Consider the following 12,698-nt stretch of genomic DNA (forward strand, 5'->3'; position numbering starts at 1 on the left):
AAGAAACGATATTTGGCACCTTCTTTCATCAGCTGTAAACCTTCGGTCCAGCCGGTAATGACCTGGGTGGTACGAAACACCACGGGCTGATTACGGGCAATCGAGCTGTCAAAAACCGTACCATCGATCAAACGGCCTTCATAATGTACGCGGACATTACTATTTGCGCTCGGCGATTTACCTTTTCCTTCCTGAAGAATTTGATATTGCAAACCTGATTTTGTGGTTTTTATCCCCGGTTTTTTTGCATTTTCAGTCAGAAAAGCCTGACCAATCTTGGCATTTTCATCCGCCTGCTTTTTCAGGGTAATCAGCTCTTTGGCTTCACTTTGACGTTTAAACTGGGTCAAGACCTGCGCCATCTCTTCATCACTTAAAGTTGCCTGTTTTCCGGCAGCTGCCGCTTTTAACCCGGCACTGAAGGCATCTAGATCAATACCTTGTAAAGAGTCTGCATTACTTTTTCCCATCAGATAACCAAAGCTGTAACCCACCTGTTCTGCTTCAGAACTTTTAGTGGTGATGTCTTTGGCAAAAAGACTGCCAGAACTTAGCAGTAAAACCAGCAAGCTTATTTGTATTTTCATTATCATTTCTCAAAATAAAGGAGAGCACAATGCTCTCCTTATTCGTGGATTATTTGACTTCGATCAGTTCCACATCAAAAATCAAAGTGCTGTTAGGAGGAATAGTTCCTGGTACGCCCTGTTCGCCATAACCGAGTTTAGATGGGATATAAAGGGTTGCTTTACCGCCTTCTTTTATTAGTTGCAGACCTTCGGTCCAGCCTGGAATCACCTGATTGAGTGGGAACTCAATCGGCTCGCCACGTTCAACCGAACTGTCAAACACGGTACCATCAACAAGTTTCCCTGTGTAATGTACTTTTACAATTGAAGTTGCTGCAGGCTGTTTGCCTGTACCTTCTTTGGTCACTAAATATTGCAAACCAGATGCTGTAGTTTTTACCCCAGCTTTTTTGGCATTTTCAGCCAGAAAAGTATCACTTGAGGTTTGAGCCTGCTTGGCACTGTCGACTTGCTTCTGCTGCATTTCTTTTTGGAACTGCTCATAAGCTGCTTGTAATTCTTCTTCAGTATAAGCAGGGGCAGTACGGGCATGACCTTCGCGAACGCCTGTCACAAAGCTGTTAATATCCAGCTCAGGTGGAGTTTGATGAGCGACTTCATAACCGAGTGCATAGCTAATTTTAGAAACAGCAGAGGCATCTTTAGATGCTTTTGTGGTTTGAGCAGCTGGGTTTTGAGTTGCATAGTAAACAGGTACTAGCGCGGCACCGCCTAAAAGAACAGCGACAGCAATCGGTAAGGCCTTACTCATGTATTATTCCAATCTAATGTTATCGTTGAGGTTCATTCCATCTTAGCAGAAAATTTTGAGAAATCTTGCAGAATGGGTGGTTTTTTAGCAAGCGGACATCGCAGTTGTGTTGAAGTTTAAAGAGATAAAAAAACCAGCAATGGCTGGTTTTTTTATCTAAATGGGATCAGCTATTTTGTTCTCTAGACTTATAACTATAAATGTAATCATAACTATAGCTCCCCCCGGCTGAACGCTGAATATCATTCAGGATAAAGCCATTTACGATACTACCGGCTTGTTTAAAACGGTTTAATGTAAGCTCTAGCTCCTTCATTTGTGTTTTTGCATAGCGCGCTACAACTAAATTGAGTCCAACATATTGAGATACGATAATCGCATCCGTAACAGCCAATACAGGTGGTGTATCAATAATGATATGGTCATAGTGCGGAATCAGAGATTGTAGTAATTCCTTGAAGCGTAGTGAATTAAGAAGTTCCGAAGGATTTGCTGAACTTTCACCACAGGTGATTACATTTAGGTTCGGAACATGGGTGTTTTGTACCACCTGTTCTAATGTAATTTGCTCATTCAGGTATTCAGTTAATCCATGTTGATTATCCAGATCAAAATATTTGTGGATATGACCACGACGTAAGTCAGCATCAATCACCAATACGCGTTTGTTTTTTTCCGCCATGATGACTGCCAGGTTGCTAGAAACAAATGATTTCCCGACTTTTGGTGCTGGACCTGAAATCATGATGATGTTGTTCTTGGCTTGGCTTAGGGCGAAATGACTCGCTGTACGTATGCTTCGCAAGCTTTCGATCGCAATATCATCGCTATGTTTAAGGGCTAATACAAAAGGAATCTTTTTCTTTTTGAGTAGTTTTAGCCCAGGTTTCTGACTCGGAGAGTGTGCAATATTCGCATACACTGGAAGCTCTAGTTGATATTCTATTTGACTGCTATCTTTCACACCAGAACGCAGCATATTGCGGAATAATGCAACCAAGATTCCCACAAAAATACCAAACCAAAAGGCTAGGAACAGAATCAGTGGTGTTTTCTGTTGCACCTGGTCAATCGGTTCAAGTGCGGTATCAATGATATGTACATTGCCAATTTCACCCGCTTTAGCAACACGCAGTTGTTGGTATGAATTTACCAGGTTGGTATACAGTTGCTGTTTGACTTCGACTTCGCGTGACAGTTGCAAATATTGGCGTTGTATCTCTGGAATATTTTTGAGTGTTGTATTCAGTTCACGAATCTTGCCATTGATCACACGAAGTTGAGCAGTAATTTCTCGCATGGCTGGATGTAGTGCTGCATATTTGGCAGCTATTTCTGCCTGTCTCTGTTCAAGTAAGACTTTTTGCGTTTCTAAGGTGACGCTCTGATTTAAATACAATTCAGATTCTTTAGCGATATCAACTGTATTATGTCGTTGACGGAACTGGTTAAAAGCAAATTCTGCATTATCAAGCTGTTTCTTTAAATCCGGTAATTGCTCATCCAGAAACGCCAGTGTCTGCGCTGTTTCTGTTGAACGGCGCGTAATATTATGCTGGCTATAAATCGCTAAAATCGTGTTCAGGACCTTAGTGATATGCTGTTTATCTTGACCCTGATAGCGAAGCTGCAGAACTCCACTCAGTTCGCCTTTTTCTGTCACTGAATAATTGGCAAGAATAGAATCAATCGCTGTTGGTAATGAGAGTTTTTGTACCCGATAGCTGTTATCTAGCTTATCCTGAGTAAAGATGGCAACTTTCCAATCTCCCTGTGCAGCTTTGCCTTGAACGGCCTGGTTAAGTGGCCCTTGAAAGACAATTTCCTCTGTAGCTGGATTGATCAAGCTAAAGCTCTGTGGTTGAAACTTCAGTAGGAGATTTTTATCCTGGTACGCTACGGGAACTTCAAACTGACGGATATCAAAGCTTTTTTGACCTTCTTTAAAGCGTACAATTTCGGGTTGATATTCGGTTTGGGAATTTCTGCCGTAAATGAGACGATTGATAAAAGAGTCTTCAGTGCTCGCAATATGGAGATCTAGATTTAAACGATCAATCACTGATTCAAGAATCGTGCGTGATTTTAAAACCTCAATCTCAGCATTTGATGAAGACATCTGACTAATAATACTTGACAAGCTGCCTAATAAGGCAGCTGATGCCCCTCTATTTTCTTCGACCTGAACGATTGCATCCACCTTATAGTTAATGGCTGCGGTACGCATGTACAGCAACACTGCCATCAGGCTAAGCAAACCACATAAGAGAATGAGCTTCCATTGCGAGAGCAAGGAAAAGAACACCCCTTTTAGGTCAATCATATTTTCGGTATTGTTATTTTTGTTCATAATTTTACTATCTAAAAGTTTAAAAGTGATTTTTCCAGTCGATGATATATTCTTAAATAAAATTATAAAAAACAATCAAAGACTTGCTGCTTTTCTGAGAAAGAATCCTATATATTTTGGTTTTATTGTCCTTTCTTGAAATATTTAACCCGCATAAGGCCAGATATTTTAATGATGATCAGAAGAAGACAGTTCTTATTGTGTCTGTTTCATATTTAGTATTAAGCACCTAGTACTATAGCTAAATTACCTATCGTATAGCCGAATCAGCGACATATGAAAATGGAAGAATCTGGCTAACAACGCGTTCCCAACGGGTCAGACCTGTGGCATCAACATAGACAATATCATTGCTACGCATTTTGAACTGTTTCGCCAGGCCAAAATCTCCAAGATTTTTTAGACTTAAGTGGTATATTTCAGTCATCTGATTGTCTGGATTGCCACGTAAGACATAAATCCGGCTAGAATTCGCGGAATAGGGGTTAATGCCTTCACTTTCCCCCAATACATCAGCGAGAGTCATACCTTGGTCACGTAGTGGTAAGGGCTTATTGGCACTGGCCTCACCCATGACATAGATCTTCTGATTTTCACGAGGACTGATATAAAGAGTGTCATTCGGTTGAATCAATAGCTTATGCAAGGAATATCCAGCCTTTTCCAGTGCAATGGTATTCAGGTCATAGGTTACACTCTGACGCACAAGTTGAATCGAAGTAGAGTCACCTTGCTCATTAATACCACCCGCCAAACCGAGCGCCGTATAAACACTTACTGGTTGATCAGACAAGTAAAATTGACCAGCCGATTTTACATTACCGACCACTGAATAGCGTTGTCCCTGATAGGAAATGACTCTCACCACCACATCCGGGCTGTTTAAGTAGGGAATTAATTGACGTCGTACTTCCTGATTCACTTGCGGAAGGGTTTTTCCAGCTGCTTTATAACGGCCAATGAATGGAAAGTGGATATAACCATTTCGGTCAATTTGGTAGCCGTTGTTATTATCACTTGCTGTAGGAACGGCGCTAATTTCAGGATAGGCCCATAATTGAAAGGATAAAATATCACTTGGATTCAAACGGTAATCCTGCACCTCAGTCTGAAATAAAGCAGCATAATGACTAAGATTATGGGTTTGAGCAGACTGCAATACAGGCAGGGTGTCCTGATTCAATTTTATCAGGTTGACTGGAGTTCCTAGTTCAGTTTGATAGATTCCTTCTTTTGGTAAATCATATGTTTGAAAGCCGGATATTGCTGCACATCCAACTAGAGATAGGCTTAAGGTAAAAATACCTAAAAGGTGTCTATAGTTCACTTGAAACCCCCTTTATTTTTATATGTTCAGAATTGGTATTTATTAATAATTATTAATTTTTTTAATTCGATTTATGTGATTAACATCTAAAAAATATAATAGATCACATACCTTGTCTATAGCTATTTTTAAGTCAATTTAATAAGTTTGAAAAAAGATACTGCGAAAAGATGGGCGAAAATGGACGTGAAACCTTGATTAAACAAGCTGTAGAGATATAGCGAATTACTTAAGTCTTAGAATAAGGATTAATTGTTTCCAATTGTTATTTTGTAATAGATGATGTAATTGAAAAGATTAAGAGCATAATCATACTCAATATAGGAAAGTATTTTTATATAATTTTTATCTAATCTAAAGGTTTTTTAGATCATTGATTTTTATTAAATTTAAATAAAATTTAAATGATTTATAAGAAAAAATAATTTAAAAGAATTAAAATAAGGCTTTGTTAATTAAAATATTAGTAGAAAATTTTTGATGAATATTAAATCAATATTAGTTGAAAGATACATAAAAGATTGATGGCTATATAGGATTAGATGAGTTCTAAAAAATTAATTAAACTTATAAAATGTAACCACATTTAAGTATCTACTTTTTTATAAGTGGTTTGTGTAATAAAATTAATATATCTTATGAACAAATCAATAAAAATAGATATGCCCAGAAGGCAGCAATACATTAAAAATAATTTGTGAAAAGTAAAATAAAAATATTAAAGGACGCTAAAAATGGTGATGAAAATATTAGTGACCGGTGGGGCTGGTTTTATTGGATCTGCTGTCATTCGGCATATCATTAAAGAGACTGAACATCATGTTTTAAATGTTGATAAGTTAACTTATGCAGGTAACTTGGAGTCATTAGTTTCTGTATTGGATCACCCTCGTTATCAATTCGCTCAAACTGATATTTGTGATCATCTATCTTTAGCACGATTATTTTCAGACTTTGAGCCAGATGTGGTCATGCATTTGGCGGCAGAATCTCATGTGGACCGTTCCATCGATGGTCCGGCTGAATTTATAAGTACAAATATCGTCGGTACCTATACATTATTAGAGGTTGCACGAAAGTATTGGCAAAATTTGGCTGAAATTAAAAAATCTAGATTCAAATTCCATCATATTTCAACAGATGAAGTATATGGCGACTTAGAAGACACAACTGATCTATTCACTGAAACTACCCCTTATTTACCAAGTTCGCCCTATTCGGCAAGTAAAGCCAGTTCAGATCATTTAGTTCGGGCCTGGCATAGAACCTATGGTTTGCCGGTGGTTGTTACGAACTGTTCGAATAATTATGGACCTTATCATTTTCCTGAAAAACTGATTCCTTTGATGATCTTAAATGCTTTGGAAGGCAGACCATTACCGGTCTATGGAAATGGTCAGCAGATTCGTGACTGGCTTTATGTTGAAGACCATGCTCGTGCTTTATATCAAGTTGCGACTCAGGGTGTAGTGGGTGAGACCTATAATATTGGTGGATGGAATGAAAAACAAAATATAGAAGTGGTTAAAACCATTTGTCAGATTTTAGATGAATTAAAACCACAATTGAATGGGCAAAGCTATGAAAGCTTAATCACCTTTGTTAAGGATCGGCCTGGACATGATTTGCGCTATGCCATTGATGCTTCAAAAATTGAGCGGGAACTGGGGTGGAAGCCACAAGAGTCATTCGAGACCGGTATCCGTAAAACTGTGCAGTGGTATCTGGATAATCTGCAATGGTGTCGTCGCGTGCAGGATGGTTCTTATCAGCGTGAACGTTTAGGGGAGGCAGTATAATGTCAAAAACAACAAAGGGGATTATTTTAGCAGGCGGTTCGGGCACACGTTTGCATCCGATTACTAAAGGAATCTCGAAACAGCTACTTCCGATTTATGACAAACCAATGGTTTATTACCCATTATCTGTACTGATGTTAGCCGGTATTAGTGAAGTTCTTATCATTAGTACTCCGGAGGATATTGAGGGATTTAAGCGTTTATTAGGAGATGGCTCACAGTTTGGCATGGAACTGAATTATGCGATTCAACCTCGTCCTGATGGTTTAGCACAAGCCTTTATCCTGGGCGAAAAATTTATTGGCCAAAGCAATGTATGTTTGGTGCTGGGCGATAATATTTTTTACGGGCAAGGTTTTACCCCTATGCTACGCCAGGCTGCAGCACGGCAAAAAGGAGCAACTGTATTTGGCTATCAGGTGAAAGATCCTGAACGCTTTGGTGTTGTAGAATTTGATGAACAGCAACGTGTTATGTCAATTGAAGAAAAACCAAAAAATCCTAAATCTAACTTCGCTGTGACGGGCCTGTATTTCTATGATAATGATGTGATTCAAATTGCCAAACAAGTAGAACCATCTGAACGAGGAGAGTTAGAGATTACTTCAATTAACCAGGCGTATCTGGAGCGCGGTGATTTAAATGTTGAATTGTTAGGCCGTGGATTTGCCTGGTTAGATACGGGTACACAGGGCAGCCTGCTTGAAGCAGCTCAATTTGTAGAAACTATTGAAAAACGTCAGGGTTATAAAGTTGCCTGTCTGGAAGAAATTGCACTGAATAATGGCTGGTTGAGCAGAGAGGAAGTTTTAGCGATTGGTCAAACAATGAATAAAAATGGCTATGGCCAATATCTGATTTCTTTAGTGGGGTAATAACTATGAATCTCATCGAGTGGATAGAATTACCTAATTTGGGAGATCATCGTGGCAGCTTGGTAGTCGCTGAAGCCAATCGGAATGTTCCTTTTAGTATACAGAGGCTCTATTATATTTTCGGTGCTCAGCCTGATGTTCCTCGTGGATTTCATGCACATAAAGAGCTTCAACAAATTGCTTTTTGCATTCAAGGCAGTTGCAAAATGCTGATGAATAATGGCAAAGAAAAACAAGAGGTCTTAATAGGTCAGTCTAATAAAGGATTATTTATCCCGCCAATGGTTTGGCATGAGATGCATGATTTTTCAGAAGATTGCATATTGTTGGTATTGGCAAGTGATCACTATGATGAAAGTGATTATATCCGTAACTATGACCAGTTTTTAGAAGAAGCAGATAAGGCTTTTATTGAATAGATAGTTAGATAATTAAAATTATGAAAAATAACTCATGAGTATGATGGCTTTTGTTAATAGAGAAGCTTCAGAAAATAGAATTTTAAATAATAATAAATATTAAGGAGATGTATGAGATGATTAAACCACTTACATCATTGCGTATGTTTTTTGCACTCTTTGTTTTTCTTAGTCATTTGGCCTTTCTAAAAAATGATACAAATTATGTAAATATTTTTAACAGTATCTTTGATGAAGGATTTTTAGGTGTCAGTTTTTTCTTTATATTAAGCGGATTTATTTTATCCTATAATTATAAAGAAAAATTTCTTATAGGAAATATTTCAAAAAAAGAGTTTTATATTTCTCGTTTAGCAAGAGTGTATCCAGTACATATTGCGACTACGGCACTTGTACTCCTATTAACCTTTATTCAATCTGGAAAAGGGTGGGAGTACTTAATTCAACACATTTTTCTGATACAAAGCTTTTTTTTAGAAGAAAATATTCATTTTTCATTAAATTCTCCTTCCTGGAGTATTTCTGACGAATTGTTCTTTTATCTACTTTTTCCATTTGCATTTTTAATGTCTGAAAAAATAAGAACTTATATATTTATTTTATATCTTGTAGGTATTTTACTTCTAAATACGCAGCTTGATAAAAATCAGGATCACTACTGGTTGTATATTTCACCATTTGTACGTTTTTCTGATTTTTTACTAGGTATTATACTATTTGATCTTTATGAGAAAATAAAAGTTGTTTATTCTAAAATAGAGATACCTACTTTTATATTTGAATTAGCAGCAATTTTGCTTTTTGTTTTATTTTTTGTGTTCCATAATAAGATAGATATAAGTTATAGATACTCCATTTACTATTGGCTACCTATGTCAGCAATTATTCTTGTTTTTGCATTGTCTCATGTTTCTCAGGAAAAAAGTATTATTACCAAATTCTTGTCAAATAAATATATGATATTAGCAGGAGAGATTATTTTTTCTTTTTATTTATTACATGTTTTGGAGATACAGGTTCTAAATTATATTAGAAGAATGTTTTCGTTTAATATAGATTTAATGTTTTTTTCATTGGTTATATTTATTGTGACTTTAATAGCTAGTTTTATAATGTATAAGTATATTGAAAAGCCTCTAAATAGAAAAATGAAGAAATTTTTATTAGAGCCAAGTTTTAAAACGAAGAGTTATGAACTTAATAAATAATATTGTATTTTTTACTTTAATTAATATCATTATATTAATTTTGATGAACGTAAAATTAAAAAATAAATAATAAATTTTTATATGAGATTGATAAGAATGATTCCTTTTCTTGACCTAAAAGCGATAAATGCTCAATACCGCGACAAACTTTTAGCAGCTTGTACACAGGTCATTGATTCTGGCTGGTATATCAGTGGCCAAGAAGTAGAAAATTTTGAAAGAAAATTTGCGGATTATTGTGGAACACAGTATGCCATAGGTGTTGCCAATGGGTTGGATGCGCTTATTCTGACTCTGCGTGCGTGGAAGGAATTGGGGAAACTGAATGAAGGAGATGAAGTCATTGTACCTTCAAATACCTATATTGCGAGTATTTTGGCTATTTCACAGAATAATCTAAAACCGGTGTTGGTCGAACCGGATATTCATACTTTTAATATTGATGCTAAAAAAATTGAAGCAGCTATCACCACCAAAACAAAGGCGATTTTGCCCGTTCATTTATATGGACAGCTTGCTGCAATGCCAGAAATTATGGTCATTGCCAAGAAATACAATTTACTGGTCTTAGAGGATTCAGCACAAGCCCATGGTGCTGAAATAGATGGTAAAAAAGCAGGCAGTTGGGGAGATGCCTCAGGCTTCAGTTTTTATCCGGGTAAAAACTTGGGCGCGCTAGGGGATGCCGGGGCGATTACCACCAATGATTCCGAGTTAGCTCATATGCTTAAGGCTATACGTAATTATGGCTCACACGAAAAATATAAAAATCTGGTGCCTGGAGTAAATAGTCGCCTTGATGAAATTCAGGCGGCAATCTTGAATGTGAAACTGAAATTTTTAGATCAGGAGAACCAGTATCGTCGTCATATTGCAGATCTTTATTTAAAAGAAATTCAGAATTCAGCGATTGAGCTTCCACTCACAAATATAAATGCCGAAACTGATACACAGCATGTTTGGCATTTATTTGTGATCCGAACTCAACATCGGGAACAATTACAAAAACATTTGGCAGAGCACGGGGTACAGACATTGATTCATTATCCGATTCCACCGCATAAGCAGCAAGCTTATCAGGAGTGGAATAATTTCAGTTTACCAATTTCAGAACAAATTCATGCTGAGGTCTTGAGCTTGCCGATTGGACCGACTTTATCTATTGATGAGGCAAAGCAGGTTGTTCAGTTATGTAATGGTTTTCAAGCATAGATGAATTTACTTACGACCAGTGTACTCAATGGCGTGGCAGTTTTGATTAAGACCATCACCATGTTTGTACTGAATAAAATTTTAGCTGTATATCTAGGACCCACTGGATATGCAGCGATAGGACAGTTCCAGAATTTTATTCAAATGGTGACTACTTTTGCGGGGAGTGCAATTAATACCGCAGTCGTAAAATATACAGCCGAATATCATGAGGATGAAAGTAAACAACGTGCAATTTGGAAAACTGCAGGTAGTATTGTTTTTCTGTTTAGTCTGATTTTCGCGTTTCTAATATTAATTTTTCAAGGACAACTCTCCCTTTATATTTTCCATTCACTTAAATACCAGACAGTTTTTATATGGTTTGCAGTTTTTTTGATATTTTTCAATTTTAATACACTGTTTTTAGCGATATTAAATGGAAAAAAAGAAATATTAAAATTAGTGCTTGCAAATATTGCAGGTAGTTTATTTGCTCTTATTATCACGAGTGTGCTGGCAATTAAGTTGCATTTATATGGAGCTTTAGTTGCATTATCCATTTATCAGTCTATTGCATTTATAGTGACGTTATTTCTATGTTATAGAGCGAACTGGTTTAAGTTTTCATCTCTCCTAGGAAAAATAGACCTAGAAATTACTAAAAAATTTAGCTCATTTATTCTCATGGCATTAGTGAGTGCGATTTGTGTACCTCTGTCTCAAATGTTGATTAGAGCATATTTAACCCAGGAGTTTAGTCTGGCATATGCAGGTTACTGGGAAGCGATGATCCGGCTAAGCACTGTATACCTTATGCTGGTCACGACAACATTGGGAGTGTATTACTTACCCCGATTATCAGAGCTAAATAAGATTGATGAAATTAAGAAAGAAGTTTATTTGGGCTATAAATTTCTTTTTCCACTGACTGTAGTGGGAGGAATTATTGTTTTCGTACTACGCGATTGGATTATTAATTTACTATTCACTCCATCTTTCGCACCCATGCAGGACTTGTTCTTTTGGCAAATGATGGGTGATGCACTAAAAATAGGAAGTTGGATACTAGCCTATTTAATGCTAAGCAAAGCAATGACCAAACTGTACATTTCTACAGAAATTATATTTACCTTATCCCTTATTGCTTTAACCTATGTATGTACCCAGTTTTTTGGATTTAAAGGTGTTTCAATTGCCCACCTAATAAATTATGGGATGTATTGGATAGTAATCAGTTTATTTATATTTAAACAATTAAAATAAAGAGAGATATAATATGATAATTGAGCAATCTTTAGTTTCCATCATTATACCAAGTTATAATCATGAGAGATTCGTATGTGACAGTATCCGGAGTGTCATTGACCAGTCTTATCACAATATTGAGTTAATTGTCATTGATGATGGATCTACAGATTCTTCAGTAGAAAAAATACAAGAATTGATTCCGCTCTGTGAAAAACGGTTCACCCGGTTTGAGTTTCGACATCGACCTAATAAGGGCTTGAGTGCAACCTTGAATGAAGCATTAGAATGGACACAGGGAGAATATTTTTCTTCTCTGGCTTCAGATGATATAATCTTAAAAGATAAAATAAAAATACAATCAGAATTTTTAAACCAGAACAAAAATTGTATCGCAGTATTTGGAGGAGTGGCAGTTATTGATAATGATTCTAATCTTGTAAAAAATAGGGTTAAAAAAAGACAAAGTTATAACTTTGAACAAATTTTATTATTAGAACATGATTTGCCAGCCACGACCCAGCTGATTCGATCAAGCGCTTTGAAAAAAATTGGTGGCTATGATGCTGAAGTAAAAATCGAAGACTGGTATATGTGGTTGCTTTTAGCACAAGAAGGGGAGCTATGTTACCTTCCTGTCGTATTTGCTAAATATAGGCTACATGATAATAATATGCATAAGCAAACGGCCCTTATGCATGATTCAAGAATGATGATTTTAAATGAGTACCAAAATCATATTCTATTTAATAAAGCAAAAAAAAGAGCTTTATGGATAAATGCATTTGAGTTGGGGCTGTTTTCCAAAAAGAAATCATTAGAAAAAATGCTAAGAATTTTGAGAGAATATCCATCTGAAATTTTGACATATGATTTTTTCAGGTTTTTTTACTGGTTGTTCATTAAAAAAGATTTTTAATAAAAAAATTAAGTTTGATAA

At 36.4% G+C, this 12,698-nt stretch carries 11 protein-coding genes; 7 read left to right on the top strand and 4 right to left on the bottom strand.

What is annotated here, in order from left to right:
• The 4 genes from WAK81_RS00200 to WAK81_RS00215 all read right to left on the bottom strand — a co-directional run.
• Window positions 1–587, bottom strand: a 587-nt coding sequence (locus tag WAK81_RS00200) for an FKBP-type peptidyl-prolyl cis-trans isomerase N-terminal domain-containing protein (protein WP_422195190.1), incomplete at its 3' end; no start/stop codon positions are given.
• A gap of 49 nt (window positions 588–636) precedes the next feature.
• Window positions 637–1,341, bottom strand: a complete 705-nt coding sequence (locus WAK81_RS00205) for an FKBP-type peptidyl-prolyl cis-trans isomerase (RefSeq protein ID WP_422195191.1) — start codon at window positions 1,339–1,341, stop codon at window positions 637–639.
• Window positions 1,342–1,507: 166 nt separating this feature from the next.
• Window positions 1,508–3,691 carry a polysaccharide biosynthesis tyrosine autokinase gene (locus WAK81_RS00210; RefSeq protein WP_422195192.1) on the bottom strand — a complete coding sequence of 728 codons (2,184 nt, stop codon included), beginning with the start codon at window positions 3,689–3,691 and terminating at the stop codon, window positions 1,508–1,510.
• 250 nt (window positions 3,692–3,941) lie between these two features.
• Window positions 3,942–5,018, bottom strand: a complete 1,077-nt coding sequence (locus WAK81_RS00215) for a polysaccharide biosynthesis/export family protein (RefSeq protein WP_422195193.1) — start codon at window positions 5,016–5,018, stop codon at window positions 3,942–3,944.
• 740 nt (window positions 5,019–5,758) lie between these two features.
• Here WAK81_RS00215 and rfbB point away from each other — a divergent pair.
• The 7 genes from rfbB (at window position 5,759) to WAK81_RS00250 (ending at window position 12,677) form a co-directional block, all read left to right on the top strand.
• Entirely contained in the window at window positions 5,759–6,817 is a 1,059-nt protein-coding gene (rfbB, locus tag WAK81_RS00220) for a dTDP-glucose 4,6-dehydratase (protein WP_422195210.1), read from the top strand.
• Entirely contained in the window at window positions 6,817–7,692 is an 876-nt protein-coding gene (rfbA, locus tag WAK81_RS00225; protein WP_422195194.1) for a glucose-1-phosphate thymidylyltransferase RfbA, read from the top strand. Before rfbB ends, rfbA begins: the two co-directional genes overlap by 1 nt.
• 5 nt (window positions 7,693–7,697) lie before the next feature.
• A complete protein-coding gene (locus WAK81_RS00230) occupies window positions 7,698–8,111 on the top strand; it encodes a sugar 3,4-ketoisomerase (protein WP_422195195.1) in 414 nt (137 codons plus the stop codon).
• Window positions 8,112–8,227: 116 nt separating this feature from the next.
• Complete coding sequence (locus WAK81_RS00235; RefSeq protein WP_422195196.1) at window positions 8,228–9,319, top strand: acyltransferase family protein; 1,092 nt, start codon at window positions 8,228–8,230, stop codon at window positions 9,317–9,319.
• Between the two features lie 96 nt (window positions 9,320–9,415).
• A complete protein-coding gene (locus tag WAK81_RS00240) occupies window positions 9,416–10,531 on the top strand; it encodes a DegT/DnrJ/EryC1/StrS family aminotransferase (protein ID WP_422195197.1) in 1,116 nt (371 codons plus the stop codon).
• Window positions 10,532–11,776 (top strand): O-antigen translocase, encoded by a 1,245-nt coding sequence (locus WAK81_RS00245; protein WP_422195198.1) that lies wholly within the window; start codon window positions 10,532–10,534, stop codon window positions 11,774–11,776.
• 13 nt (window positions 11,777–11,789) lie between these two features.
• A complete protein-coding gene (locus WAK81_RS00250; RefSeq protein ID WP_422195199.1) occupies window positions 11,790–12,677 on the top strand; it encodes a glycosyltransferase family 2 protein in 888 nt (295 codons plus the stop codon).
• Window positions 12,678–12,698: the final 21 nt, after the last annotated feature.

The organism is Acinetobacter sp. (assembly GCF_049284435.1).
Taxonomy (GTDB): domain Bacteria; phylum Pseudomonadota; class Gammaproteobacteria; order Pseudomonadales; family Moraxellaceae; genus Acinetobacter.

Bases quoted from the DNA above. Each gene is read 5' to 3' on its own strand.
- WAK81_RS00205 (WP_422195191.1), bottom strand. From the start codon at position 1,341: ATGAGTAAGGCCTTACCGATTGCTGTCGCTGTTCTTTTAGGCGGTGCC.
- WAK81_RS00210 (WP_422195192.1), bottom strand. From the start codon at position 3,691: ATGAACAAAAATAACAATACCGAAAATATGATTGACCTAAAAGGGGTG.
- rfbB (WP_422195210.1), top strand. From the start codon at position 5,759: ATGAAAATATTAGTGACCGGTGGGGCTGGTTTTATTGGATCTGCTGTC.
- rfbA (WP_422195194.1), top strand. From the start codon at position 6,817: ATGTCAAAAACAACAAAGGGGATTATTTTAGCAGGCGGTTCGGGCACA.
- WAK81_RS00230 (WP_422195195.1), top strand. From the start codon at position 7,698: ATGAATCTCATCGAGTGGATAGAATTACCTAATTTGGGAGATCATCGT.
- WAK81_RS00235 (WP_422195196.1), top strand. From the start codon at position 8,228: ATGATTAAACCACTTACATCATTGCGTATGTTTTTTGCACTCTTTGTT.
- WAK81_RS00240 (WP_422195197.1), top strand. From the start codon at position 9,416: ATGATTCCTTTTCTTGACCTAAAAGCGATAAATGCTCAATACCGCGAC.
- WAK81_RS00245 (WP_422195198.1), top strand. From the start codon at position 10,532: ATGAATTTACTTACGACCAGTGTACTCAATGGCGTGGCAGTTTTGATT.
- WAK81_RS00250 (WP_422195199.1), top strand. From the start codon at position 11,790: ATGATAATTGAGCAATCTTTAGTTTCCATCATTATACCAAGTTATAAT.